The organism is Rhizobium sp. 11_C7_N12_5, from assembly GCF_051811145.1.
Classification (GTDB): domain Bacteria; phylum Pseudomonadota; class Alphaproteobacteria; order Rhizobiales; family Rhizobiaceae; genus Rhizobium; species Rhizobium lusitanum.
Map to the genome: position 1 here is coordinate 225411 of NZ_JBPWPY010000003.1, position 25409 is coordinate 250819.

General features: G+C 58.3%; 23 protein-coding genes and 1 pseudogene. 8 read left to right on the top strand and 16 right to left on the bottom strand.

Going from position 1 to position 25409, the window contains the following annotated elements; all coding sequences use genetic code 11:
- Positions 1 to 154: 154 nt before the first annotated feature.
- The 3 genes from AB8B29_RS30420 to AB8B29_RS30430 all read left to right on the top strand — a co-directional run bounded on the left by AB8B29_RS30420 (position 155) and on the right by AB8B29_RS30430 (position 2672).
- The gene (locus AB8B29_RS30420; RefSeq protein ID WP_439006974.1) at positions 155 to 1222 is read left to right on the top strand and encodes an MBL fold metallo-hydrolase; all 1068 of its coding nucleotides are present in this window, start codon (positions 155 to 157) and stop codon (positions 1220 to 1222) included.
- A 285-nt stretch (positions 1223 to 1507) separates the two neighbouring features.
- Complete coding sequence (locus AB8B29_RS30425; RefSeq protein ID WP_037198707.1) at positions 1508 to 2086, top strand: helix-turn-helix domain-containing protein; 579 nt, start codon at positions 1508 to 1510, stop codon at positions 2084 to 2086.
- 190 nt (positions 2087 to 2276) lie between these two features.
- Positions 2277 to 2672 (top strand): response regulator, encoded by a 396-nt coding sequence (locus tag AB8B29_RS30430; RefSeq protein ID WP_051963909.1) that lies wholly within the window; start codon positions 2277 to 2279, stop codon positions 2670 to 2672.
- A 7-nt stretch (positions 2673 to 2679) separates the two neighbouring features.
- On the opposite strand, the gene AB8B29_RS30435 is transcribed toward AB8B29_RS30430, so the two are convergent.
- The 10 genes from AB8B29_RS30435 to AB8B29_RS30480 form a co-directional block, all read right to left on the bottom strand.
- Positions 2680 to 3297 carry a response regulator transcription factor gene (locus tag AB8B29_RS30435; protein ID WP_051963925.1) on the bottom strand — a complete coding sequence of 206 codons (618 nt, stop codon included), beginning with the start codon at positions 3295 to 3297 and terminating at the stop codon, positions 2680 to 2682.
- Between the two features lie 71 nt (positions 3298 to 3368).
- Positions 3369 to 4568 (bottom strand): sensor histidine kinase, encoded by a 1200-nt coding sequence (locus tag AB8B29_RS30440; protein WP_162734458.1) that lies wholly within the window; start codon positions 4566 to 4568, stop codon positions 3369 to 3371.
- A 14-nt stretch (positions 4569 to 4582) separates the two neighbouring features.
- Complete coding sequence (locus AB8B29_RS30445; RefSeq protein ID WP_037198704.1) at positions 4583 to 5404, bottom strand: alpha/beta fold hydrolase; 822 nt, start codon at positions 5402 to 5404, stop codon at positions 4583 to 4585.
- 536 nt (positions 5405 to 5940) lie between these two features.
- Positions 5941 to 7083, bottom strand: a complete 1143-nt coding sequence (locus AB8B29_RS30450) for a M24 family metallopeptidase (RefSeq protein WP_037198702.1) — start codon at positions 7081 to 7083, stop codon at positions 5941 to 5943.
- A 6-nt stretch (positions 7084 to 7089) separates the two neighbouring features.
- The gene (locus tag AB8B29_RS30455; RefSeq protein WP_037198701.1) at positions 7090 to 8310 is read right to left on the bottom strand and encodes a M20 family metallopeptidase; all 1221 of its coding nucleotides are present in this window, start codon (positions 8308 to 8310) and stop codon (positions 7090 to 7092) included.
- A gap of 23 nt (positions 8311 to 8333) precedes the next feature.
- Complete coding sequence (locus AB8B29_RS30460; protein WP_037198699.1) at positions 8334 to 9971, bottom strand: dipeptide ABC transporter ATP-binding protein; 1638 nt, start codon at positions 9969 to 9971, stop codon at positions 8334 to 8336.
- Position 9972: 1 nt separating this feature from the next.
- A complete protein-coding gene (locus tag AB8B29_RS30465) occupies positions 9973 to 10803 on the bottom strand; it encodes an ABC transporter permease (RefSeq protein WP_037198698.1) in 831 nt (276 codons plus the stop codon).
- Positions 10796 to 11743, bottom strand: a complete 948-nt coding sequence (locus AB8B29_RS30470) for an ABC transporter permease (RefSeq protein ID WP_037198768.1) — start codon at positions 11741 to 11743, stop codon at positions 10796 to 10798. The genes AB8B29_RS30465 and AB8B29_RS30470 overlap by 8 nt, the downstream gene beginning before the upstream one ends.
- A gap of 112 nt (positions 11744 to 11855) precedes the next feature.
- Positions 11856 to 13406, bottom strand: coding sequence for an ABC transporter substrate-binding protein (locus AB8B29_RS30475; RefSeq protein ID WP_037198696.1), 1551 nt, complete (start codon positions 13404 to 13406; stop codon positions 11856 to 11858).
- Positions 13407 to 13418: 12 nt separating this feature from the next.
- On the bottom strand, positions 13419 to 14741 hold the full coding sequence (locus tag AB8B29_RS30480) for a M20/M25/M40 family metallo-hydrolase (protein WP_037198767.1): 1323 nt from the start codon (positions 14739 to 14741) through the stop codon (positions 13419 to 13421).
- Between the two features lie 128 nt (positions 14742 to 14869).
- Here AB8B29_RS30480 and AB8B29_RS30485 point away from each other — a divergent pair, with 128 nt between their 5' ends.
- Entirely contained in the window at positions 14870 to 15625 is a 756-nt protein-coding gene (locus AB8B29_RS30485) for a GntR family transcriptional regulator (RefSeq protein WP_037198765.1), read from the top strand.
- Positions 15626 to 15838: 213 nt separating this feature from the next.
- On the opposite strand, the pseudogene AB8B29_RS30490 reads toward AB8B29_RS30485, so the two are convergent.
- From AB8B29_RS30490 to AB8B29_RS30500, 3 genes and pseudogenes are all read right to left on the bottom strand, one after another.
- Positions 15839 to 15961, bottom strand: a pseudogene (locus AB8B29_RS30490) (integrase); the annotation flags it as partial.
- Between the two features lie 110 nt (positions 15962 to 16071).
- Entirely contained in the window at positions 16072 to 17265 is a 1194-nt protein-coding gene (locus tag AB8B29_RS30495; RefSeq protein ID WP_037198695.1) for an MFS transporter, read from the bottom strand.
- Between the two features lie 10 nt (positions 17266 to 17275).
- Entirely contained in the window at positions 17276 to 19942 is a 2667-nt protein-coding gene (locus AB8B29_RS30500) for an ATP-binding protein (RefSeq protein WP_113084721.1), read from the bottom strand.
- A gap of 432 nt (positions 19943 to 20374) precedes the next feature.
- On the opposite strand from AB8B29_RS30500, the gene AB8B29_RS30505 reads away from it, so the two are divergent.
- On the top strand, positions 20375 to 20908 hold the full coding sequence (locus AB8B29_RS30505) for a hypothetical protein (protein WP_037198694.1): 534 nt from the start codon (positions 20375 to 20377) through the stop codon (positions 20906 to 20908).
- 259 nt (positions 20909 to 21167) lie between these two features.
- Positions 21168 to 21398 carry a hypothetical protein gene (locus tag AB8B29_RS30510; protein ID WP_037198763.1) on the top strand — a complete coding sequence of 77 codons (231 nt, stop codon included), beginning with the start codon at positions 21168 to 21170 and terminating at the stop codon, positions 21396 to 21398.
- 232 nt (positions 21399 to 21630) lie between these two features.
- Here the strand turns inward: AB8B29_RS30510 and AB8B29_RS30515 are convergent, their stop codons facing one another.
- Positions 21631 to 21957 (bottom strand): hypothetical protein, encoded by a 327-nt coding sequence (locus AB8B29_RS30515; RefSeq protein ID WP_145676120.1) that lies wholly within the window; start codon positions 21955 to 21957, stop codon positions 21631 to 21633.
- 482 nt (positions 21958 to 22439) lie between these two features.
- Positions 22440 to 22991 carry a hypothetical protein gene (locus AB8B29_RS30520; RefSeq protein ID WP_051963900.1) on the bottom strand — a complete coding sequence of 184 codons (552 nt, stop codon included), beginning with the start codon at positions 22989 to 22991 and terminating at the stop codon, positions 22440 to 22442.
- A 206-nt stretch (positions 22992 to 23197) separates the two neighbouring features.
- Between AB8B29_RS30520 and AB8B29_RS30525 the strand changes: the two genes are divergently transcribed.
- Both AB8B29_RS30525 and AB8B29_RS30530 read left to right on the top strand, forming a co-directional pair.
- On the top strand, positions 23198 to 24106 hold the full coding sequence (locus AB8B29_RS30525) for a helix-turn-helix domain-containing protein (RefSeq protein ID WP_202032793.1): 909 nt from the start codon (positions 23198 to 23200) through the stop codon (positions 24104 to 24106).
- 232 nt (positions 24107 to 24338) lie between these two features.
- The gene (locus tag AB8B29_RS30530) at positions 24339 to 24830 is read left to right on the top strand and encodes a helix-turn-helix domain-containing protein (RefSeq protein WP_051963897.1); all 492 of its coding nucleotides are present in this window, start codon (positions 24339 to 24341) and stop codon (positions 24828 to 24830) included.
- 36 nt (positions 24831 to 24866) lie between these two features.
- Here AB8B29_RS30530 and AB8B29_RS30535 read toward each other — a convergent pair whose 3' ends face one another.
- On the bottom strand, positions 24867 to 25325 hold the full coding sequence (locus AB8B29_RS30535; RefSeq protein WP_052224363.1) for a hypothetical protein: 459 nt from the start codon (positions 25323 to 25325) through the stop codon (positions 24867 to 24869).
- Positions 25326 to 25409: the final 84 nt, after the last annotated feature.

Genomic DNA, 25409 nt, shown 5'->3' on the forward strand with positions numbered 1-25409 from the left:
ATATGTTCCCTCACCGGATGCACCCGAACGGACGGGCTTAGCAGTACGACTCCGCCAATTGACGCCTCAGATCCCGGTTCTGAACAAACGGCGACGCTGCGCAAGTTTGCACAGCGCAACGAACCGACATGTCCTCTTGCACAAGGAGAAACGTATGAAACGTAGACTTTTCCTCGGCGGTCCCGATGGGCGATCGCGATGGGCCGCGCGCCGAGCCTTGAATGTGGTTTTTCTTGTTGCCTGCTCGATTTTTACGGCAATGTTGTTTGCCGGACACGCTCTTGCCGCAGCCCCTCAAGTTGGTACCCAGGCGCCCGGCTTCTATCGCATGATGCTCGGCAACTTCGAAATCACGGCCCTGTCCGACGGCACGCATCCTTTCCCGGTCCACAAGGTTTTCACGAAGTCGTCGTTGGCCGATGGGCAGAGTGTGCCGCTCGATCAATCATCACCGGGAGAAGCAGATGCACTGCTTGCCGAAAGCAAACTTTCCGTTCCTGTTGCGGGATCGATCAACGCGTTTCTGATCAACACCGGATCAAAACTCATCCTGATCGATAGCGGTGCAGGGAGCCTTTATGGTGACTGTTGCGGCCATCTCATCGCGAATATGCGGGCAGCCGGTTACGCTCCGGAGCAGGTCGATGAAATCTATTTGACCCATTTGCACGCCGATCATGTCGGGGGCATTGCCCCCAATGGGAAAATGGCGTTTCCAAACGCCGTGGTAAGGGTAAGCCAAGCCGATGCCGACTACTGGCTCAAGGACGCCAACGAGGCTGCGGCACCGAGCCTGTTGAAATCGATGTTCGAAGGCGACAAGGCATCCTTGAAGCCCTATATCGACGCCGGGCGTTTCAAGCCGTTTTCCTACGGCGACGAGCTGGCACCTGGTATCAAGCCTATCGCCGGCCCCGGTCATCCCCCTGGTCACAGTTTCTTCGAGGTTGAAAGCAACGGCGCGAAGCTGTTGCTGTGGGGGGATGTTGTCCACGTCGCTCCGATGCAGTTTCCCGACCCGGCGATAACGGTTGCCTATGACAGCGATGCCGGCATGGCTGAAAGCGTGCGGCTCGCCGTCTTCGCTGACGCGGCGCAAAAGGGTTACTGGATTGGCGCGGCGCATATCTCGTTTCCTGGACTTGGGCATGTCAGCGCGAAGGATGGGCATTTCTTTTGGGTTCCCGCCAACTACGACGCAGCGCCTGGAACAGGGAACTGAACCGGATCGTGTCCAGCATGAAGCTCAGAAAATCTGCGCGCGGGCTCTTCAAGCGAGGCAGGATGTTGTAGGCCTACAACATCCTGCCTTTTGGCCGGGGAGTCTGCTTTTTCTGGGCACCCTTGCGGCCTCTTCCGCGTGTTCCAATTCCCCAGCAATAATACTTTGGTATGGTCTGCTAGCACGCACGTGTACCGGAACCGGATCAGTGTACGATTCCGCGAAGATAGCATCGGTCTCAAAATGGACCCCATGAAAGAATTCAGGGTCACTTGGAGATAGACGATGCCTGCAACCGCTGCTGTTCCCGCCCGCGATACGTCCCCCATCGCTTTCAAGAATGTCACGACGGAAACTGCAGAAGAGGTATCCTCGCTTCTACTTTGCGCGATCCGCTGTGTCGAAAATGACGAGACAATCGCCATCGATCTCATGAAGCAGGCTTCCAATTTGCTGAAGCCTTTCTCCGTTCATGCCGAGCCGATAGAGCGCCAGAGGAGCAGTTCGGGAGGCCTTGCGCCCTGGCAGATCAATCGCGTGAAGAGTTACATCGAAGATCGCATATCCTATTCCATTGCGCTCGATGAACTTGCCGAGGTTGCCAAGCTTAGCACGAGTTATTTCTCGGCGGCATTTAAGGTCACCTTCGGTATTTCACCCCATAATTACGTCGTCGAACGGAGGGTGGAATTTGCCAAGTATCGAATGCTGAACAGTGACGCTCCTCTGTGCGAAATCGCACTCGATTGCGGATTGGCTGATCAAGCTCATCTCTCGCGAATTTTCCGTCGCGTTACGGGGACGACCCCCAGTGCCTGGCGTCGATATATGGCGACCCCCGGCAGCCGATCAGCTGCCGCCTGAAGAGCGAATTATGTCGACTGAGGCTAATTTGATGCGAATCAAGGGCGAAATGAATGGACGAGCTATGGAACCTTTGCTTTCTTGCCTTGTGATTGCCTCGCTGCCGGGCAGTCTGGAACTTATGACTAGATGAATTAAGGATACGAATGTCCCGTGATGCTTAGCCGAGAGGCATCCTAGATCGACGCACATGAAACAAACTGAGATGCCGCCAACCGCACTTATTGGAATTGTCGATGATGACGCAGAGTTCTTGGCCGCTTTGAGCAGCCTGGTTCGCTCGTTTGGGTGCAAAGTTGAGAGCTTCAGTTCCGCCGAACGATTGATCAACCGAGCGAACCTTTTGGACTTTGCCTGCGTCATAAGCGACATCAACATGCCCGAGATGAATGGCCTTGAGCTGACGAGTATTCTCCGACGTACTCACACGGATCACCAATTGCCGATCATTCTGATGACCGGGCGTGATGCGCCGGAATTGGAGAGGAAGGCTCACAATTTCGGTGCATCCGTCATTGTTGCCAAACCATTTGGCTTTGATGAGTTGGCCACGAGCCTAAAGCAAATTGGGGTCTTGCCCCGGTGATGCCGGCTCATTTCTCGTTTAATTTGAGTGCTTCCGACATCTTGATGAGGTCGGCCAGAGTACGGGCATTCATCTTGCGCATCGCGGACCCGCGGTGGATTTTTACCGTAACTTCGCTGAGGGATAGCCGGCCGGCTATCTGCTTGTTCATAAACCCCGATGCAACGAGTGTCATCACTTCCTTTTCGCGCACGCTGAGCTCCTCATAGCGGGCCCTCAGAGAGGAAACTTCCAATTCCCTGGACCTTTTTTGGCGATCGATTTCCAAGGCCCGAGAGACAGCGTCTAACAAATCCTGGTCTCGAAACGGCTTGGGAAGGAAATCGACTGCTCCAGCCTTCATCGCCCGAACCGTCATTGGAATATCGCCGAAGCCAGTCATGAAGATCAGCGGGATGGACTTTTCGCTCATTATGAGCTGGTCCTGGAAATCGAGCCCGCTGAAGCCCGGAAGGCGCACGTCGACCAGTGCACAACGCGGGCCATCCGAGGTCGTGAAAACAGCGAAATCCGGAACTGTCTCGTGAAGCACGGTTTTCAAGCCGACGGACCGAAGTAAGCTATCAAGCGAAAGACGTAGATCCAGGTCATCATCAATGACATGCACAATGGGTGTCGAATTCATATTCATATCAAAACCGAATTGAGATGTAGGTCGATTTGCCGCGAGTACCGTCCTGGGAGCGGTTCATCACCTTATCCATCGGTCTGCACCTGTTCTGTCGGCAAGGCAAAGCTGAATCGCGCGCCCAAATGAGGGGTCGACTGGAGCTCGATTTGGCTACCATGTGCTTCTATAATCGAACGGCAAATGGCAAGGCCCATGCCGATGCCGGTTTCCTTCGTTGAAAAGAAGCTTTCAAAAAGCCGTTCGCGAACATGGGCGTCAATGCCAGGTCCACTATCCTCGACCTCCACGGCGACATCTGCGATACCGCGCCGGGTGCGAATGCATAAGGTCCTATTCCACGCATGCCCGTCCGACATGGCTTGCGCAGCATTCAATGCGAGATTTACGATAACCTGCAATATCTGCGTTTTGTCGGCTTTTACCGACGGCAGGTTCGACGAAAGATCAAGGCGTAGCGTGATCTGACGTTTGGCAAGATCGGTTCGCAACAGAAGGATCGCTTCCTCGACAACAGAATTGATGTCTGCCGGCAGGCGCTCTGACTTTTTGTTGCTCGCCAACGCCCGCATTGTCGTTATGACGCCGGCTGCTCGCTTGCCATTTTTCGCAATGCGCTCAAGCAGCTGCTGAACTTCAGCAATGTCGGGTTCATCTCTGGAGAGCCATCGCAATCCGGCCTCAGCACTCGCAACAATGGTGCCAAGCGGTTGATTGACTTCATGAGCGATCGAGGCTGTCATCTCTCCTAGCAAGGAGATACGGGCAGAACGGGCGAGGTCGCTTTGGAGACCATCCTTGGTTTGCTCGAGGGATATTCTCTCGCTGATACTCCAAAAGCTGAGATAGACGTCGTCCGGCGAGACATCGCTTTCGCCCTGCCAAAGGTTAAAGGCAACCTGGTGCTCACCTCCGCCGGCGATGGTTAAGCTGCCGTCATAAGCAATCGCCTTTTGCCCCTGAAAGAGTCGATATAGACCATCTGCAAACAGCCTGAGCGTGTCTTCCGGGAAGACAGATGCAACGGGAGCCATTGCGATGGTAGCTGGATTTTCGATGCGCAGCAGCGCACAAGCACTTGGGTTTGCATCTGTAATCAGGCAGGCGTTGCCGAGCGTACAACTGACGTTCTGGCTCAGCTCGATCGCCTCACCATGGCTTTCCGAAGGAGTAAGTTCGGCAATGAGCTCCCATGCCCCTTTGACGGAAAGACGGAAAATTCCCATCGGCAAGGAGCGGAACAGATTTTGATCGCCGGTGTAACCCAAGGACGCACCGTCGCTCATTGCTGCAGAAAGCCAAGCAAGTCTTCGTTCAGCCTGTCCTTATGCGTAAACAAAAGCCCATGCGGAGCGCCTCCGTAAACCTTGAGCACCGCATCGGGCATCAGCCGAATTGCTTGTTCGGCGGTTGCCTTGAATGGGACGAATGCGTCGTCTTCTCCGTGAATGATCAACACGGGAACGTCGAACTTCTCGATGTCGCCGCGATAATCCGTCGCTGCGCAGGCGGTAATCGCGTCGTGTGCCGCCTTCAGCGACCCTTGCATAGCGATCTGGTGCAACTGAATCATGCTTCCTTCGGAAACCGACGAGCCGTCCCGGTCCGCTCCAAAAAACAATCTTGCGAAACCGCGCATGAATTCCGCCCTGTCGGCTCTCAAACCAGCACGGACCCCTTCGAAGACAGGCTCCGGAACGCCACACGGATAGTCCGCGCTTTGCGCAAGCTTCGGAGTGGTTGCGCCGATGAGGACAACGCGGGAAACTCTTTCGGTTCCGTGCCGGCCGATATAACGGGCGATTTCGCCACCACCCATAGCGTAGCCGACAAGCGTGACATCCCTTAGATTGAGCACTCGAATAAGCTCGTCCAAGTCGTCTGCGAAAGTATCGTGGTCGTAGCCATGCCAGGGTTGATCCGACCGGCCAAAGCCCCGCCGATCGTGCGCCACAACGCGATAGCCCTGGGATGCCAGGAACATCATCTGATTTTCCCACATATCGCTGCTAAGAGGCCATCCGTGGCTGAAGACCACCACCGGCCCGGTGCCCCAATCCTTGTAGTAAAGACGCGTGTCATCTCGGACAGTCAGCATAGGCATCCGTCTAAACTCCATTGAAAAAAGCTAAGAATTTCGAATTTATCGGACGGTAGCACAGCGATTTCTGCCGTACCATAGTTGGATTTTACAAGACGGAGCTATGAGGCAAAGGGCGCGCCTTTCGTTCAAAAGGGTCTGGAATTTCCTGAAGGATTATCCGACAGCGAACGATTTAAGACGGCTTGGCCATGGAGGGATTGGAATTTCGGGGCCGCCTGTTTGTGGACCTAGGCGGCCTGTTTCATACGTTGAAATCAGCGAAGCTTGTTGGTGGCTCGTTTAATCCTTTCTTGCTCCAGCAGGATAATGTGCTCGCGCTTCGATGAAGGTTCGCCAGCAGATCTTGAGCGTTTGGGAATAGTCGATGAGGTGGCAGGCCACGAACGTGATCGAGTTTTCGGCCGTAGGCGATATCTAGCGATTCTTGCTCAAGGCACCCATCGAGCTATTTACGTGTCTACAATTCAAATTCTTTCAAAGCGAGCGCTGTCGGCCTGTGTAATTTACTCCTCGGAACAAATTCGAGCGAATGCACTTCATCCCCGTTGAAATCCGGATTGATGGGCGGTGAGAAGTTGACGGGCGGTTGCAGTCAGCCGTCTGCCGCCCTCTGGCGTCACCACGACCGTCTCGCTGAAACCCAGCCGGGCAGCTGTTGCATAGACGTGGAAAACCATGCCTTCTTCAAGCGGCCAATCAGCGTCGGGCAAGAAAGCCCGGGAGAAATCGCTGGTGCGCGGCGTGCGAGTGTAAAGGCCGAGTGTGTAGGCCGTCACATTGTCATAGCGCGGCCTCAAGCCGGACGCGATCAGACCCTGGCGCGTGATGGCATCGACGTCGCGAGCCAAGGCGCCGGGTTTCATGGCCTCGATCTGTTCGTCCTGCACGGCGATGATGCGCGCGGCGATATCCCGAAGCTTGACGGTCGTGTCGCCGATGGCGATGGGCCGCATCAGGCGGGCCCCATAGCCGTCGACCCGTGGAATAAGCTCAACATGCAGAATATCACCGACACCGAGCAGGTCGCCTTTGAAGGCGCCGTGCAGAAATTCATGGTTGCCACTGGCTTTGACGATCGGGCCGGTCTCGCCGCTATCAGCGCCCTCGAGCAGGAAAGTCGCCGCAGCAGTCGCTGCGGCAGCGCGCGTCGAAGAGCCGACGCGGACGTTCTGCGCAATTGCCCGCATGGCCTTGTCGGCGATGGCAGATGCATCCTTCAGAACCATGATTTCACGCGGCGATTTGATCCAGCGCAAGCTGTCGCTGATGCCGGGAAGGGCGATGAATTCCGCCCGCGGCAGGCATGCCTTGAGGCGGGCCGCCGTATGGGCGCTGAAGCTGTAGGCGTTGACATCGGCGCCGATGCGGGCGTCAGCGAAGCCATGGGCGCGAATGCTGTCCGCGACGGCCTGATGTGGATCATCGATATCTGCAAAGCCGATCACATCCGCGATCCAGGTCTTTTTTCGGCAAGGCGCCTCGTCGAGTTCGCGAAGTACGAACCACGGCTGTCCTTGGCGTGGAAGCAGGGCGGCGCGGTACATGGTTTCGGAAACGGTATAGCCCGTCAGCCAAGCCAGCAGCTCGCCGCTGTCGATCAGAAGGAGATCGATGGCTGCGGCATCCATTGCGGCATGTGCCTTGGCGATCCGCCAGTCATATTCGTCACGAGGAAACATGCGGCCTCAGATCATCTCGCAGATGTCAAGAATGGTGAGCATGTAGACGCGGATCATGTCGAGATAGTCGACGATATCGACCCGCTCGTCCGGCATGGTGTTGTAGCGCCCGCCGGGACCGCAGACGATGCCTTCCATACCGAGCTCGTGATAGAGGTGACCGGCATCCGTCCCGTAAAAGCGGGTCGGGGTGATCGCACCGGTCGGCTGCTTTTCGCCGCGCACGGCCTCATAGGCCGCATTGATCGATGTGACGATGCGGGAGGTCGGCGACACCTCGAAAGGAGGCATCAGCGGCCGCCCCTCGATCATCTCGGGAACCAGCTTGGCCTTGAGCCCCGGAAAACGCTTCTCAAGTTCGACGAGTTCGCCGGCGAGATCGGCAAGAACGCCTTCCTGCGTCTGGCCGGGCGCGTAGCGGGCCGAGCCCCGGATGCGGACGAAATCGGAGACTTGTGGCGGCCGCCATTCCTGGAGATCGCGACCGAGAGCGCCATGGACGACGCCGACATGGCCGCGATTGATGGAGCGATGCACCTCACTTTTCGCGCCGCTGAAGGTCATCGCGTTGATGCGCGGAATGATGTCGCAGGCGGCAGCGATGGCATCGACGGATTGCTCGCGCTTGGAAAGATGTCGGGTGTCGCCGGTAAGCTCGATGACAAAACTCAGCGCTGCCGCATGCATCGTCACGGCTGCAAGGTCGCTCGGCTCGCTATTGATGAAATAGTCGGCCTTGATGCCGCCGCGGATCGCGGCGAGCGTGCCGACGCCGCCCTGCAGCTCACCCACGACATAGGTCAGGATGATATCGCCCTTGAGTTTCACACCGGCATCCAGCAGCGTTTTGACGGCGCAGAAATAGGCCGCGTCGCCCGCCTTCATGTTGGAGACGCCGATGCCATAGATGAACTTGTCATCGACGAGGCCGCCCCAGGGATCGACGGTCCAGCCTTCTGTTACCGGATTGGTGTCGAGATGGCCGTTGAACAGCAGGCTCTTGCCGCCGCCCGATCCCTTCAACCGTCCGATGGCATTGAAGCGCTGGCCGTCCTCGAAAGGCTGCAGCTCGGACTGGAGACCGATCGCTGCCATCTCGCGGGCCATGATGCGGGCGAGTTCGCGCTCGCCATCGGTCTGGGAGTGGCTCTTCTGGCGTACCATGTTCGACAGGAAGTCGAGGCAGCTCTTCTCGTCGATCGTGCCGACGAGCGATTTCGGGTCCATTGTATGCTCCTTGCTCTGCAATTCTAGAAGGATGTGCCCGCGAGCGCCGGAACCGCCGCGATCAGCTGGCGGGTATAGTCGGCGCGGTCAGGGCTGGCGATTTCGTCTGATGGTGCGACCTCGACAAGGTCGCCGCGGTACATCACGGCGATACGATGGGCGATCTGGCGAACGAGATTGAGGTCGTGGGTGATGAAGAGAAAGGCCGTGCCGTGCTTGCGGTGCAGTTCCAGCAGCAGCTGCACGATCGAGGCCTGCACGGAGACATCCAGCGCCGAGGTGATCTCGTCGCAGATGACGAGCTTCGGTTTCGAGGCGAAGGCGCGGGCAATGGCGACGCGCTGCTTCTCCCCGCCCGACAGCTGGTGCGGATAGCGGTCTGCATGGGTGCGCGGCAGGCGAACCTGTTCCAGCAGGTCGCCGATCCGGTGCGACAGGGATCCGCCGTCACCCGCGCCGTAGAGTTTCAGCGGCCGCGCCAGGATTTCATGAATCTTCTGCCGCGGATTGAGCGAGGCGTCGGGATGCTGGAAGATAAGCTGGACATCCTTGCGATAGGACCTATCCATATCGGCAAGTCCGGCGATCGTCCGTCCGGCGAAGGTCATCCTTCCCTCGAACGGGTTGAGCCCGGTCATCGCCTTGGCCAGCGTCGACTTGCCCGAGCCGGACTCCCCGACGATGCCGAGGATTTCGCCCGGCTGCACAGTGAGGCTGATGGCGCGATTGCCGGTGAAGCGCTTGAAGGCGCGGCCCGTCAGCGCCGAGAGAAACGGCTTGCGGCCGTAATGCACGCTGACGTTCTCGACCTCCATCAGCGGCTTGGCCTGATAGGAGGGGCGCGTCTCGACCAGCCGTTTGGCGGGTTGCGGCACGGCGGAAAGTAGCTCCCTCGTATAATCCTGGCGCGGCGCTCGGAAGATATCGTCGATCGTGCCTTGCTCGACGATCTCGCCGCGCCGCATCACCGCCACGCGCTTGGCCGTCCGGGAGAGCAGCGCCAGATCGTGCGAGATATAGAGCGAGGCGACGCCGGTCTCGGCCTGAAGATCGAGAAACAGATCGAGGATCTGCCGTGAGGTGATCACGTCCAGCGCCGTGGTCGGTTCATCGAAGATGATGCATTGCGGATTGCAGGCAAAGGCGGTCGCGATGACGACGCGCTGCTTCTCGCCGCCCGATGCCTCATGCGGCATGCGCTGCATCATCTGGGTCGGGTTCTTTAAGCCCACGCGGGCAAGCATGGCTTCCCCTTCGCCCCATGCCTGCCTTTTCGTCAGGCCGCGATGGCGTCTCAGCGCCTCCGTCAGCTGCGTGCCAAGCGAAAGGGTAGGGTTGAGCGAAGTGCCGGGGTCCTGGAACACCATGCTGATCTGCTTGCCGCGCATGCGGCCGACTTCGGCCGGCGATTTCGCCGCGAGATCTTCGCCCCGCAGCCGGATGGCGCCGCCGACCTCGCGGGCATTGTCGGGCAGGTAACGCATGATCGACCAGGCAAGCGAGGTCTTGCCAGAACCGGATTCGCCGACGAGACCGAGGATTTCCCCGGCCGCGATCTCCAAGTCGATATTTCTCAATGCGTGGAAGACGCCGTTCACTGTCAGATAGTCGAGCGAATAATTGCGGATCTGTAGAACACTGTTTTGGGCGGGTTCGCTCATCTCATCCTCCCGTGCGCGGGTTGAGGGCATCGCGCAGGCCATCGCCGAGCAGATTGAAGCCGACAGCGACGATCGCGATCGCCAGGCTCGGCCAGATGAGGATGCCGGCGCTGATATGCATGTATTGGCGCGCTTCGGAGATCATCAGTCCCCATTCCGTTGCAGGGGGTTGTGCACCGAGCCCGAGGAAGCTGAGCGTCGCGAAGAGCATCACCGCGAAGGAGATGCGGATGGTGGTCTCGACGACGATCGGGGCGATGACGTTGGGCAGCATTTCGCGCAGGATGATGTAGGACGAGCTTTCGCCGCGGGCTATGGCGGCACTGACATAGTCCTGCTTGCGGATGGAAAGAGCGACGCTGCGGGTAATGCGCGCCATGCCGGGCGCGAAGGCGACGGCGACCGCCACCAGCGCATTGACGCTGCCGGAGCCGAGCAGATTGACGATCAGAAGCGCGAACAGAAGGTTCGGGATCGACATGATGGCATCGATCGTTCGCATGATCATCTCATCGGCGCGACCTCCGAGATAGGCCGACACCGTACCGATGAGGGCGCCGGCAAGGGTTCCGGCGAGCGTCGCGACGACCGCCGTGATGACGGTCGCACGGGCACCGATCAGCAGCCGGCTTAGGATGTCGCGGCCATATTGATCCGTTCCGAGCAGGAAGGTCATGCTCGGCCCCTTGTAGCGAGCAAGGATCGACATGGCTTCGGGATCGCGGGGGGCGAGCCACGGGCCGAATGCGACGACAATGAACACCAGAGTGATGAGGATCAGGCCGGTGGCGCCCTGCGGCGTACGCAACAGCCGCTTGAGAAGATCAACCATATTGGATCCTCTTGTCGAGCCAGGCATAGAGAAGGTCGGCCGCGAAATTGACGATGGAATAGGTGGCCGCCATGAGGAGGACGCCGGCCTGGATGGAGGGTAGGTCGCGCGTCTGGATGGCGACGATGAGCTGACGCCCGATTCCGGGAATGGCGAAGATTTCTTCGACGACGATGATACCGCCGAGCAGATAACCGACATCCAGCGCAACGACAGTGATGGTTGGCAGCAACGCGTTGCGAAGGGCATGGCCGAACAGAACGCGTGAACCGGAGAGGCCCTTCAGCCGTGCCGCGCGGATATAGTCGGTATGCAGCACATCGACGAGTTCCGAGCGGACCATGCGCGAGACATGGGCGATGAGGATGATGGAGATGACGCAGACCGGCAGCGCCAGATGTGCGAGGCCGTCGTGGAAATTCTCGGTGAGCGGCACGTAGCCGGTCGCGGGAAGCCATTTGAGCCAATCGGAGACGACCAGCACCGCCACCGTCGCCGTCACGAATTCAGGTAGCGAAACGCCCGCATAGGATACGAGGCTCACCAGCATATCGGTCAGGCGGCCGCGCCGCATCGCAGCGATAACGCCGAGCGGAATGGCGAGGACCAGCATCAGGCCGATCGACAGGCAGGCGAGCAGTAGCGACCGTCCCAACGCTTCGAACAGCACCGGGCCGACGGGTTGGCCCGTGCGCAGCGACTGGCCGAAATCGCCGTGCAGAATGCCGGTAAGCCAGTGCAGATATTGCATCCACACAGGGTCGTTCAGCCCCATTTGCTGGCGCAGAGCGTCCAGGGCCTGCGCGGTGGCGTTTTCCCCCAGCATCATCACCGCGGCGTCGGCCGGCAGGACCTGGGTAATGGCGAAGACGACGAGCGACACGACGAAGAGCGTGTAGACGATCATCAGCAGTCGCTTGATGAGATAGTGCGGTGACAAAGACTTGTTCCCCGGCGTTCCTGCGGCCGGCTGCGGATGGCGCGGCCGGCCTTTGGGCTGCGTTGCGCGTCCAAAGACGACGCGCAACGCCTATGTCGACTTGACCGAGAGGTCAGCTCCGCTTCGGCGCCTTGTCGGTCAAGGCGGTGTAATCGAGGCGGAAGACGGATGCGCGGGGATGGACCTCATAGCCCGAGACCCAGTCGCGTTTAGCCGCGAGCACGTCGAAGAAGGCGGGGATGATCGAGGGGACTTCCTCGTTCATCAGCTTTTGCGCCTCCGCATACAGTGCCTTGCGCTTGGCCTCGTCGGTGATCCCGCGTGCTTCGTTGACGACCTTGTCGAAGGCCGCGTTGTTCCAGCGCGTCTCGTTCCAGGCCGCGTCGGACGTGTAGAGAAGCTTGAAGATGGCGTCGGCCGTCGGCTGCATATTGTAGAAGCCGACATAGAAGCTGCCCTTCTTCCAAACCTGATCGAGATAGGTGGCATGCGGCATCGTTTGGACGTTGATCCTGATGCCGGCTTCCTTGGCCATTTCGCGAAGCGCCACGGCAAGCTGCGTCCGCTGGCTCGGCTTGTCGGAAGCGATCAGAGTGGCCTCGAACCCGTCGGGATAGCCTGCCTCGCTCAGCAGCTTCTTTGCTTCCTCGATATTGGCCTGGCGCAGCGGCAGGTCCGTGTAGAAATGGTAGGAGGAGTTCAGCGGCGTGTCGTTGCCCGGTGTTCCGAAGCCTTCGGTCACGAAGTCGACCATGGCCTGCCGGTCGACGGTCAGCGCCAGGGCGCGCCGGACGCGAGGATCGTTGAAGGGCTTGGTGTCGCAGCCGAAGTTGATGTTGCAGAACTGGCCGGAGGGAACGCGCAATACGTTGACACCCTGGGCGTCCTTCATGCGCAGATATTCGGTGGGCTGGACGGTGGAGACGACGTCGATGTCGCCGGCCAGAAGTGCGGAGGTTTGCGCCGAGATATCCGGGAAGATCTGGATTTCCACGCGGTCGAGATAGGGACGCTTCGGGTCGTAATAGTCCGGATTGCGCTCGACGACGATCAGGCGGTCGGGCTCATAGGACACGAGCTTGAAGGGGCCGGTGCCGTTCGCTGTCGTCGAAAGCTTCTTGAAATCGCCGGTCGCGATCGAGGCGGGAATGATGCGGGCCACCGTATACGCCATGGCGACCGGGAAGTCGGCATAGGGACCGGAGAGCTTGAAGACGGCGGTCAGAGGGTCGGCGGCCATGACATCGGCGATCGGGCCGACATTGTTGCGGGCCGGAGACGCATTGCTCGGGTTGAGGATCGCCTTGAAGGTCTCGACGACATCCGTCGCGGTGAAGGGCGAGCCGTCATGGAATTTCACACCTGCGCGAAGCTTGAACGTCCATTCGGTCAGCGCATCGTTTGCGCTCCAGGATTCGGCAAGGTCCGGCTCGATGGTCATGTCAACCTTCAGCCGCGTCAGATTGCTGTAGAGCAGCTCGGTGACCATATATTCGGGATTGACGCGGGTCAGAAGCGGATGGATCACGCTTGCCGCCTGGTCGACGGAGATCCGCAATGTCCCGCCCTTGGCGGGCGCGGCGGTCTGGGCAAGGCTGAGAGACGGCGCGGTCAGGAGCGCCGCCGTTCCGGCGAGAAAATGACGTCGGTTCAACTTCAGCATCTGGTGTTCCCCTTATTTTGACACGGAATAATCTGGAATGAGATCGGCGGAAAAATCGCGCGCGAGATAGGCGAGAATGCTTTTCGCCAGGGCGATGATATCCGTCGTTGTCGTGTGTTCTTCCGGGCTGTGAATGCAGCTTTCGGGGCGCCCGAGCCCGCCAAGCAATATCTCCCGCATCACGCCTGCCTGCTGGACGTAGCCGAAATCCGAGCAGCTGGCGGCGCCCCACTTGCTGAAATCATCAGGCTGGTAGCCGAAGCCGAGGCTCAATGCCTTCTGCCAGCGCGGCCAATGGGGGCCATCAGGATCTGCCGTCGGGATCAGGTGGCCGACGAGGTCGATCTCGAAGCTGAGGCCGGGCGTTTGCGCCACGCATGCGCGTACCAGATCCTCGAGTGTGGTACGCGCGGCTTCATAGCTCTCTTCCGGAGCATAGCGACGGCTGACGAGGATCTTGATCTCGGCTGCAACCTGCCCGCCTGAGGTGCCGCCATTGACGGCGGATATGGACAGCTGCGGCCGCAGTGGACCGCTCGCATGGGGCGGTGGCGGCAGTTTGGACTCGAAAGCAGCGATCTTCGGCTTCAGCGCATGAAGCGCATTGAGGAGGGGAAGGGCGCCCTCGATGGCGTTGACGCCCGAGCCGGTACGATTGCCTTCGCCCGCATGAACGGCGTGCCCCCTGATGGTGATCTGCAGATGAAAGACGCCGAAGCAGCCGGCCCAGATGCGCGGCGCGGCCGAACCGTTGAAATTGACGATGTGCCCCTTGAGCATGCCCTGTTCGGCAAGATAGCGGATACCGGGATAAAGCCCGCCTTCCTCGTCTGTGCACAGCAGCAGCATTGGATCGTAGCCAAGCTCGACGCCGTGCTCCTCCGCAGCGCGCAGCGCAAGCAATGTTGCGGCAATCGTCCCCTTCATGTCGGCGGCGCCCAACCCGAAAAGCTGGTCTCCCTCGCGCGTCAGGCGCAGCGGATGACGCTGCCAGCCGGGAGACACAGGAACGGTATCCACATGGTAATAAAGGCCGCAGACCGGCTTGTTTGCCGGACGCTCGGCGATGAGATTGACGCGCTCTCCACAAGCCGGGCCATTGGCGACACGCCACAGCGCATCCGGTACCGTGACGCGTCTGGTATCAAAGCCCAACGGCTTCAACAGCTCTTCCATCAGCTCCGCGAAGGCAGGATAACCTGTGCCCGGGGGGAAGGAGGTGTCGATGGCGATCATGCGCGCCAGATCCTCGACCGCTTTTTCGACATCGCGTTCGACTGCTTCCAAGGCATTTGCAAATGATATCGCCTGGGGTGATAAGGCTTGATTGCTCACGTTGAGTTCCGAAAAGATGTGCGAAATGGAGGTTTGCTCTGCTGTCTTATTCATATAAACTATATAGTAATGATGCTTCCTCGCCTTCCGCGAGTCAACTCCAAATAAGAGGCAATTAATTGCGCGAAATGCCCAATTTTTTAGCGGATACATCGCGAGCGGCGGAGTTTTCCCTGCCGCTCTACGAGGTGGTCAAACGACAGATCACGGAAGCGATCATGATGGGCAAATGGCCCGCTGGAACCGTTTTGCCGAGCGAGATCGCGCTATCGCAGATGTTCGGAGTGGCGGTCGGCACCGTCCGACGGGCCTTGGCGGATTTGACCAATGAGGGATTGTTGAGCCGCCGGCGCAAGACGGGGACGGTGGTGACGGGGCGTACGCCGCAACACAGCTTGCGCTTCTTCTTTCAGTATTTCCGTCTTCATGGCCTCGACGGCTCGCTGCAGAATTCCACCTCGGAAATCCTGTCCCTTGAGAAGCGCCAGGCGAGCCAGGACGAGAGCACGAGCCTGCAACTGGAAAGTCCGACGGAGGTGATCAGCTTTCATCGCCTGCGCAGCGTTGGCGGGGTGCCGGTCATGCATGAGATCATCACGCTTCCGGCGCACTTGCTTCCGGGGTTCCCCGAGAAGAAAGAGGACATTCCAGCGCTGCTCTATCTGTTTCTTCTCGATCGCTATGGCATCCGCATTTCAGCGGTTCGCGAACAGATCGCGGCGACGCTTGCGACGGAAGACGATGCCCGCCTGCTGAAACTCACTTTGCCGGACGCCGTGCTGACGATCGATGAGGTGTCCTACGATCAGTCCGCCGCCCCGGTCCTCGTCGCGCGTCATCGGGCCACAACGAGAAGCCACCGCTATGTGCATGAGGTGCAATAGCGCTCCGGACAAAAATCTCTCCGACACTCCGGATTTGGCGAACTTGTCAACGTGTCGAATACAAGAATTTCTCTCGGTCAATATGACGCCGGCGAAACTGCGCCTTGCTCAAGCCTCAATGAGTTTACGCACAGCGATCACGCATGCGGGTGCTGTGGCGACCAGCGCGAAGACTTGGCCTTCTTGTCGACTTTAGGAATTTTGGAAACGCGCCTATAGCAGGCGAGCAGCCCTGCCGCTTCGGCGCGTGGCACTATTGTAATATGCCGATGCCTGCTGCACGGAGCGATGTCGTGATTGCTCCATCGCCTCAGGGAGGGGAATGCCACGAGCAGCGAAGTGCCCTAAGAGGACTTGGTTCGCCGGTAGGCTGGGTAAGCATCTACAACGAATTAATGTCGGGTTTCTATAGCTAGCTACGGCAGCAGCTAGTTTTGGTTGATCACTCAGTTATTCCCGCGTGTATCCGCCAATCTAAACGAGAATGCGAACACAGCAGCCGCCATCGCAGAAGCAAGTCCGGCCGTAACGACCAAGTGGCTCGACCCTTGAGCATAGAGAAATCCAGCTGCAACGGGACCACAAGCGAGCCCCAGTTTTGAAGCTAAGCCGCCCAGGACGGTACCACGCCCGCCTTTGTCGTCCGTCGCGCAGGCTGCAAGCACATAGGGTAGCGCTACCGCCATGGTAAAGTAGATGGAAGATACCGAAAGCGCGAAGGCGGCAGGAGTCGTTCCAACGAGCACGAGTGTCTTAGCCACGCCGGCGATGAGCAATGCGGGGGCCACGGGCCGCCATCCCAACTTTCGACTCAAGAGGATCATTAGCAGCGATCCCGGAATTCCGGCAGTCAAGCCCAAGCCCACCACAAGGCCTGCGAAGGCGCGAGATTGCCCAAGATCCGCAGCAATCCCGATCATAAAAGCGCCGAGCCCGAGGTTGGCTGCTTGAAAAAGAAAAATCCCGCAAACCTTCAATATGAGCGGTAGTGTCAACCACTCCGTCAAGGCGGCAGAGCGAGATCGTGATGAAGGACCCGGCTGTCGAAATTGGGGGAGCAGGGGCACTATTACGGCGGCGATCATTCCGAAGGCCGCCAGAATACCGAAGACGATACCACTGTGCATCTTGCCGGCGAAGAACGACGACATGGCTATACCAATACCACCAAAGCCAAAGTGGAAGACGAACAGCACGCCAAAGCTACGCCGGGTGTCAGCGGTCCGAGACATCAGCGCGTAGGCAACGCTCGCAAGCAGGCCGCCGGCAAGTCCGTGGATGAAGCGAATGCTGAGCATCCAATAATAGTCGTAGACTGCCATCGTCGCCAGATCGGCAACGATCAACGTCGCGAGAAGCCCGATCAGAAACGCGCGCCATGGGACGCGTGATACGAGAAACAAGGCCAGCAACGCGCCAAGCATCGAGCCATAGCCATTCGCACCGGCCACGAAGCCTGCCTGATCCGGGCGCAGGCAGTATTCCGAACGAAGGGTCGCGATGATGGCCGGCATGATATCGACATAGAGCGGGCCGGCCATTGCAACCAGGGCCAGAATGATGTCGACCGAAAATGTGCCGCGCCGGACTGTTGTACTCGCGGCGTTCAGCGAAGCGGTTGCAGAGGATTGTTCGGTCACGGCATCTCCTCTATGGGACTTGTCCGGCAGGGCGGCCTTCAGGGGTGAGCGACATCAGCGATGTCGTCTCCTCACAGCGCGTTTGCCACGCGACCATCATGTTTTGCTGCGCGATCAATTTTGCTTGCTGCAGTAATGTGAACGCCGCTTCAGGGGACACCCGGTGCAATAGCTCGGCCTTCACCCGCAAAAGTTCGGGCAGGTGCCAAGCCTCGCCGCTTGCAGCGCACATCGCAAGGGCATCCTCAATGCATCGACCCCCTTCATCAAAGCGACCATGACTATTGAGCGCCTGAGCAAGAATGCTCAAAAAAAATGTCCGTCGGACCGGCCATCTGGTGCGGGTCAGTTCCTCGAGCCCAATCGAAAGCTGCTCGATTGCCGCCTCCAACCTGCCTCGCCCGAATGAGAGAGCGCCACGGAAACAACCGCCCCATGCTCGCCAGGGTCCAAAGGTCTGTCTTCCGGCAATCGATTGAAGCAGGTCCACTCGCTCTTCCATAATCTCAAGGGCGCCGCTGTAGTACGGCACAGGACACCCGGCTTCGACCAGGACAAGAGAAAGGGAGGTCGTATGCCCGCGCAACCGGGCATCCTCGACGCAGCTGGCAGCTGATGCTAAGGCTGCGTCTTGTCGGCCAAGTAGCCACATCGTCATGGCGTGGTAGGCCCGTGCGCTTGCGCTTTGATCGTATTGCATCCTTACGATTGGGCTCAGCGGCGGGGACTGGCTATCAATATAGGCTTCCAGGCTTTCACAAGCATCGGAAACTTGCCCGACGTAGAGTCGCGAAACACCCAGCAATCGATCCCCGATCCGAACTGCTGCTCCCGGGATATTTTCGGCCTTGGCGTGGGCCAAGACCCGGAACGTTTCGGCCGTTGCAAGCGATCTGCGATACTCACCCCCAGCTATCTCAGAAAGCCATGTGCCGTAAAATGCATCGAGCATGAGTGAGGGGTCACTGGACGCTTCAGCAATCCGCGCGGCCTTGGCCCAAAGTCGGTCCACTTCGGGTCCGGGGCCGATCGTGTAGATCAGGGCCGTACCCAATGAACTTAACAGCGATATCACCCGGGCGGGGTCGGTCTGGCTGGTTGGCTCGAGTGCGGCGATCGCCTGCTCGAAATAAATGCGGGCCTCGCTGACAAGCGATAGCTCAAACCAGACGGTCGAGGAGGCGATCGCAAGCTCGACACCCAGTTCTGTGTCGCCATTCGGGCCAAAGCACCAAGCCAGGCAAACACGAAGATCATCGACCAATGTGGCGAAGGCACTTATACGATCAGGGCTTGCTGTATGGCCCTTGTCTCGACCGATTTTCTCTAGCCTCGCCTGAACCAATATTGCATGGCGTTTGCTGAGACGGTCGAACTCGCCACGCTTTCGAAGTTTGGCCCGGGCATAAACTCGCGTCGTTTCCAGGAGACGGTAATGCGGCATTTCTTGCGTGAAGTCCGCGTTCACCAGCGACTTCATGACCAGGCTCGCGATGTCGTCGGTCGTGCTCCAAATCGGTTCCGCGATCGATGCGAGCTCAGCGCCGGCATCAAGAGAGAAAAGGCCCGGGAAAACCGAAATTCTCGCAAGGGTCGTCTTCTCGCTGTCCGAAAGCTGATCAAAGCTCCAATTCAGCGTCGCCTGCAGGGTCTGATGGCGAGGAAGAGCTGTGCGCCGACCGGTCGTGAGCAACTGAAACGCGTCATCGAGGCGCTGACCAAGGCCTTTGATCCCATAGGCGTCGACACGGCCGGCAGCAAGTTCGATCGCCAGTGGCATTCCTTCAAATCGCCTGCACAGCTCAATAATGATCGGAATGTCCGGCGGCTGGGGAACATAGTTTCCAAGGACCGATGCAGCGCGCTCTACGAAAAGACGAACCGCCGCAAAACTAAGCGGGTCCACCAATGAGCTGCCATCGTCGACAGGCGGCACCTTTAGACCGGAAAGGCGAAAGACCAGTTCGCCGGCAGCGCGCAGTGGTTCGCGACTGGTCGCCAGGATTTTTGCTTCCGGTGAATTGCGCAGAAGCTCTTCCGCAGCCTCCGCTGTTGCTTTCAGGAGATGCTCGCAATTGTCGAGGATGATTAGAGAGGAGGGGATTGGCAGCGGCTCCGATAATGGCTGCTGCTGGATCATTAGAGTTGAGGATATTGCGGCTTTGATAGTGCTGGCGACATGTGAGGCGTCGGTGACGCGGGCGAGGTCTACGACGATGACGGCGTCGTGCTCGTGAAGCAGGGCCCGTCCAACTTCAATCGCAGCTGTCGTCTTCCCAACACCACCAGTCCCCGCAATCGTCACGAGGCGCCTTCCGGCCAAATGCATGACCAACTGAGCGACGACTGTTTCACGGCCGATTACGGATTGCAGCGGGCTGGGGAGGTTATGAAATGTCGAAAGTCCTGGCTGCTCCTGCGCATCTCCCCCAGTCTCTGATCCGGAGAACTGAATTCGGCCGGAAAAGACATAGCCTTGCCTTGCAACGTTTTGGATAAAGGCCTGACCGTCGTTGCCGTCGCCCAGAATGCGCCGAAGAGCAGTCACCTGCACCCGAAGGTTAGCCTCCTCGACGAAGACCTTGGGCCATGCGCTCGCGATCAGATCCTGTTTCGAAACAACCTCGCCAGCGCGCTCCACCAGCGCGATCAGGATCTCGAGCGCGCGGCCACCCATCGTGACTGGGGCCCCTGATTTCGTAAGCTGTCTGTTCGTTAGCGATAAACGGAAAGGGCCAAAGGACGCTACCGAGCGATCGCCATTGTCGTCTGGGAAAGGGGGCACTTGGGCGTCGCATCCTGATTTTTTGTATCCTTGTCAGATATGATATCGGGGCGGCACTATACGTAAGTATAGGTTCCTGGATGTATGGAGGCCGCAGCTAGGCCGTTGAAGGGGCGCAGCGCCGACCGCCGAGGTGTCGGAATTGGAGGTTTCGAACTTTTCAAAAGCAGGGGCAAGCGATCTATCGCCTGAGTGATTGCATGTTATGCGGGAGTGCATTGGCCGCCGATCGCCCATGGGATGTGAAAAATTTACAGTTTTTTGCACCTTTGTCCGACGCACCCGAGCTATTCTCTCCTCCAGCCAGCTCTGACGGAGATTGCCATGAGTGAGACGGATTGCAATCAGTTGATCCAGAAGTTGCAAGATCAAGATGGAAGTTGCGCAACGATCGATGTGCGGGGATACCGGTTAATCCGGCAAGCTCTTAGAGAGGTGGCTTCCTTAGGAACTGACTGCGAGATTGAACAAATGGTGCGGGCACGAAACGTTCCTGCAAGCCGCCAGCGCGTGCAAATTCAGCTTGAGCATGATGCGTCTGGTGCGATTACAGCGGTGCGGGTGACATTCGAGGAGGACGGCGAAATCCTTCGCAACTGGTCGACACTTCAGCACAGCGAAATTTTCAAACTACTCGCGGACAATCAAGGAACAGATATCGGCGAACTCACAGATCGCTTTACCGCGCTTTACATAAATTTGCATACGGCCCGCCAATACATCTGCCTGCAGGATATCGCGGAAGCCAAGAAGATATTCGACAGAACGATTCCCCAGATGTTGGCGTTCTGGCATCAATCGAGAGACTACAATCTAGTCCGGGCCACCGCAAATCCAAATCCGGCAATTGACCAATAGGCCGCAAAGCGCTGGTCTGTCCCGGAATTCACTTATTTCTTCGGCGCCCTTCGTCATCGAAAAGCTTGCGGCATCTCATTTTGCGGCGGGCTTTTTTGTCAGGCTGCTTCAATTCTCGCAAAGCCTTTAGAGACAATCGAAATCTTCAAGCCTACTGGCCGACGATCAGTGGTTCTTCGCCAAGTGACATTCTGGCCAGTGACCTTTCAGCAGTCGCTTCTCAATGACACTTCGAGAAATGATACGGAGACCAATACCCATGAAGCGACTTTTCTTTCTGGTAACTTCCGTTGCTGCGATCGCAGCATCGACCTCGGCCTTCGCGGCCGATGCCGTGGACCAGATTCCTACCGCTCCTGTGGCTGTCGATGCAGCCACACCCTTCGACTGGAGTGGCGCATATATCGGCGCCCACACCGGCTATGGCTGGGGTACAGGCAAGACCAAGGGTCTCGGCTCCGACAGCTTCGATGGTTGGCGGCGAGGGTAAAATCCGGTGCAGTGCTTTCTGCCGGCAAAGGTTTGGATTTTGTCGCGGTCATGGCGGTCTCTTTTGATATCGGGATAAATTGGGCAATGGGCGCATTTTTGAGATGCGCAGAATTTGCTGCTCGTACCGCAACGTTCCACCATGCGCGTGCGAGCCGCACTATACCTAAGTGTTGCTCAGCAATACCTCAGGACAGTGTGTGCGGTTCGGCACCGATCTGGAAATGAGAGGATCAACGATTGCGACGCGCGATAGCCCAGGAGACAGCCGTAGTAATGACTACCACGGCGAGAATCATGAGGAGGTCAAGAAAGCTGACCCGGTCGAAGCCATCATTTCGGGAGAGAACGAAGCCGGCAATTGTCAAGGCGAAACAGACAAGCCCGGTGTAGGCGACGCCGGCGGCAGAAAACACCAGGATGGAAAGCAGGATGAGTGGCACGTAAAGGGCGCTCGAGAACGGCGACATCGGCCCGAGAATATCGAGTAGGAAGATAGCCGATGCGCAAAGCGGCGTGATGAGCAGGAGTATGCTGGGTGCGCGTTCGTTGATGATCATGATCGCATTCCTTCTGGCATGCCGGTCGTTCCGCATCAGGCCTTGCATCGGCAGCAGGGAAGACCGGATTGGGTTCAAACATGCTCTGAAGCTGAAAGCGGTTCGGCGATTGGTGGCCTTGTTTGGGCCTCCGACGGATCACTGCTTCAGAACTGTTCGCTTCGCCGTGAAAGATACGATTTGGATGGTGTCGGCGGAATCGCCCGATGGTGTAACGCTATGGCACCTTAGTATAGGCCGATCTGACGCGGCCGTGTTCAGGGCGAACGGTCGCCCGTGCATCGTGCCCCGTCGAAAGGGAAGTCTTGACACGCCAATCTGCCCCAAATGCCGGACCGGTCGATGCGCGTGCCTGAGAAAGTCTCTGAACCACTCGCTCGGCGGATCGGTCAACAAGGCTTTCGGATCGCCGTCATGGATCACACGAATTCAGAGCTGACTTGAGGGGAGGACCAAGCGCTTGCGGTGAGCGTAAGGAGGCTTCAGTTCGGACGGGCCGAACGCCCGTATTGATGGGCAATATGGGCACAAAAGGCCAAGGCGATATGGGGCAGTGAATGTCTTTCCGCCCCGCCGCTCGAGTGACAAAGGGGGATTAGCGCGGCTCCAAGGTCTGCAATCGTCTGGTCTTCGATCCCCCTGCAAGTCGCCAAGTCGTCGACAGGGGGCTGGCCGGCTCGCTCAGTCAGTTCGATGAGGTTCTGGCGGGGAATGTGGAACACGATAGCTTCAAACCGTCCTCGGATCGCGATCGCGGCCCCCTGTTTGAGACTGATCAAGCATATTGAATCCTTCGGATACCGTTTCAAAGGCGCGGCCGGACGATCTGGAAAAAGATCGCGATGCTCAACATCTATGAGGTAAAGGACGACGAGAAATGCGTCATCGGAAGGCAAGACGACCGGCGGATCATCTTCGTCGTAGTCACGCGATAGATGCGTGATGGCAAGTTCTGCGCCCTGCAACGGCCTAGTCACAAGAGAGCGGGCATTGTTTGCACCGAAACAATCGGCGACTTCTTCACCTGTTGCCAAAGTTCTTCTCACTAAAATCCCGTGGCCATCATTCCAATTCGCAACAGTCTGTCCAGCGCCGATTTGTATATTATTGCCGCGTTTTTCGCCTTATCCCTTTGTCGCTATGGCGTCGAAGAGCGAAATCGGCCAACATATAGCGGTTGGCCGTTCCTATCGGACGATATCTGATCGGCCCCGTCCTAGAACAAAGAGAGCTAAGCGATTTGGACCATAATCCCGCCATTGGGCCAAAGGCGCAGGCCGATCAGGTCAAGGACAGCTTCGGTTGCCCCTTCGACAAGCTTTACAAGAACCAGACCGTTCAGGGCGCCGATATAAGATTCTTCCGCAAGGGTACGAAGGAGCTAACCCTTGATCAGGTGACGACCGCAGCCAGCGATCGTGGTTTCGTCATCGGGATTTCGACAACTGGTGGCCATTCCCGTCGGATTTTCCACGAGCACCATGCCACGACTTACGAATTTGCGGAAAATTCGATGTATATCCGCAATCTTGCCGACCCTTACAAGGCCGACCTCTGGGGACCCTTCGACTTCCTGTTGCTCGAGATTTCGCCAGCCTCGTTGCAACGCATCGCCCAGGAGAGCGACCTCTCCGGCGTCTTTTCTCTCGATGTCAAGACGGCATACAGCGATCCAGTCCTTGCCAATCTGGTCAAGACTTTGATCCCTGCGCTGGAGCGGCCGGAACGGGCCAGCCAACTCTTTGTCGATCAATTGGCTTCCGCGATCGGCACGCACATAGTGCAGGAGTATGGTGGGAAACTGTCGTCCGTGAAGAGCATCCGGAAGCTATCCCGTGCCCATGAGGCCCTGGCGAAAAATATCCTGCTCGAAAATCTGAAGGGGGATATCTCGATCCTGGACGTTGCCGAGGCTTGCAATCTCTCGCGCGGATATTTCATCCACGCGTTTCGCGAGACGACCGGGATGACGCCCTACAAATGGCTGCAGAGCGAGCGGATTTCGCGTGCGTGCGAATTGCTTCGTACCACCGAACTGCCGTTGTTGGACGTCGCGACAGCATGTGGTTTTGCCGATCAGAGCCACTTCACGCGCGCTTTCACGACTGCCGTCGGTGTGTCACCTGGGACGTGGCGTCGCAATTCCTGACCGAAGGCTATCGGTCTCTGCTTGGCACCTTGTGACCCCTCGATTGCCGGTTATTCGGGTCGGCTGATTGTCGCGCGCTACCGCAATGGCCCCTGCGAACCCTACCATACTTAGGTATCACTGCCTCACATTGAGAGCTACCTGACATGTATCTCAGTTGAGTTTCGATGCATCTGCGTGACCGGCACTATCGCTCCCATCAAGTGCTTCATCAGTTGCATCGGAGATCGATATGCCGTTCCAGACCATCATCGCTGAGCGCGTCTTAAACTTTTCCAACGTCGGCGGAATTTCCGCGAAGGGCGCATTCCCGGAGGCAGTGCCGTATGTATCTGAGATAAGGCCGGAGCAGGTCACCAAGCCGACGCCGGGTGGGCTGGCGCCCTGGCAGGTCAAGCGCGTGACCGCCCATATCGATACGCGTCTGTCTGAAAAGCTTTGCCTCGACGGGCTTGCGGAACTGGCCAAGTTAAGCACCAGCTATTTCTCTGCAGCCTTCAGGTGTAGCGTTGGCACCTCCCCACACGTGTATATCACTACTCGTCGTGTTGAGCGGGCAAAGCAACTGATCGCAGACGGCATGCCGCTTTGCGAAGTCGCACTCGAATGCGGCCTTGCCGATCAGGCGCACCTGTCGCGCGTATTTCGCAGGGTGGCAGCGACAACGCCGACAGCCTGGCGTCAAAAGCAGAAGCGTCTGGCTGCGGCGCGCATCGCAGCTTGATGGATGTCCGGGAAGGCTGCGGTGTGTCCGGACGCGTTAGCGGCGGATCACCGGCCAGTCGATGGCCTGGGGCGCCCTTTCGAAAAGCGCGAGAATATCTGGCAGGAACTGGCGCTGGCGTCGCATTTCGGAGAAGACGGTCAGGTGGCGGTCATCAAGGACACCCTCGCGCAATTCGGTCAGTTTCTTCGCGCCTGCGCCATTTTCTTTCTCTTCGACATATTCGCGGAGGCGCGCCCGAAACCCGGTGTAGGCGCTCTTGCGGGCTACGCGCATGATCTCCCGATTCAACGTCAAGACATCGATCGTGAATTCTGCCCTGGCCAGATCTGCCGGAGCGAGAGTGTCAACTGCCAGGAAATTGAACGTGCCTTCGAGCACGGTTCCGTCTGGCGTCGTCCCGCCAAGGTCAAGCTCGGGATATACGGTTGGATCTTCCTGTCGTGGATCAATGCATCCTGCAGGACCGGCGGGAGGAGGAACGACCGGCTCCAAGGCCGCGTCCGAAATTGTTATGTGCTTCGGCCTAGGAAGCGGTGGCGACAGCCGTGCCGGCGATCGTCAAGGCGACGAGACCTA

Coding starts and splice junctions, on each gene's coding strand:
- AB8B29_RS30530 (WP_051963897.1), top strand. CDS start 24,339: ATGCCGTTCCAGACCATCATCGCTGAGCGCGTCTTAAACTTTTCCAAC.
- AB8B29_RS30450 (WP_037198702.1), bottom strand. CDS start 7,083: ATGTTTCCTCGTGACGAATATGACTGGCGGATCGCCAAGGCACATGCC.
- AB8B29_RS30455 (WP_037198701.1), bottom strand. CDS start 8,310: ATGGACCCGAAATCGCTCGTCGGCACGATCGACGAGAAGAGCTGCCTC.
- AB8B29_RS30505 (WP_037198694.1), top strand. CDS start 20,375: ATGAGTGAGACGGATTGCAATCAGTTGATCCAGAAGTTGCAAGATCAA.
- AB8B29_RS30475 (WP_037198696.1), bottom strand. CDS start 13,406: ATGCTGAAGTTGAACCGACGTCATTTTCTCGCCGGAACGGCGGCGCTC.
- AB8B29_RS30445 (WP_037198704.1), bottom strand. CDS start 5,404: ATGCCTATGCTGACTGTCCGAGATGACACGCGTCTTTACTACAAGGAT.
- AB8B29_RS30510 (WP_037198763.1), top strand. CDS start 21,168: ATGAAGCGACTTTTCTTTCTGGTAACTTCCGTTGCTGCGATCGCAGCA.
- AB8B29_RS30420 (WP_439006974.1), top strand. CDS start 155: ATGAAACGTAGACTTTTCCTCGGCGGTCCCGATGGGCGATCGCGATGG.
- AB8B29_RS30485 (WP_037198765.1), top strand. CDS start 14,870: ATGCCCAATTTTTTAGCGGATACATCGCGAGCGGCGGAGTTTTCCCTG.
- AB8B29_RS30460 (WP_037198699.1), bottom strand. CDS start 9,971: ATGAGCGAACCCGCCCAAAACAGTGTTCTACAGATCCGCAATTATTCG.
- AB8B29_RS30425 (WP_037198707.1), top strand. CDS start 1,508: ATGCCTGCAACCGCTGCTGTTCCCGCCCGCGATACGTCCCCCATCGCT.
- AB8B29_RS30430 (WP_051963909.1), top strand. CDS start 2,277: ATGAAACAAACTGAGATGCCGCCAACCGCACTTATTGGAATTGTCGAT.
- AB8B29_RS30465 (WP_037198698.1), bottom strand. CDS start 10,803: ATGGTTGATCTTCTCAAGCGGCTGTTGCGTACGCCGCAGGGCGCCACC.
- AB8B29_RS30515 (WP_145676120.1), bottom strand. CDS start 21,957: ATGATCATCAACGAACGCGCACCCAGCATACTCCTGCTCATCACGCCG.
- AB8B29_RS30435 (WP_051963925.1), bottom strand. CDS start 3,297: ATGAATTCGACACCCATTGTGCATGTCATTGATGATGACCTGGATCTA.
- AB8B29_RS30500 (WP_113084721.1), bottom strand. CDS start 19,942: ATGGGTGGCCGCGCGCTCGAGATCCTGATCGCGCTGGTGGAGCGCGCT.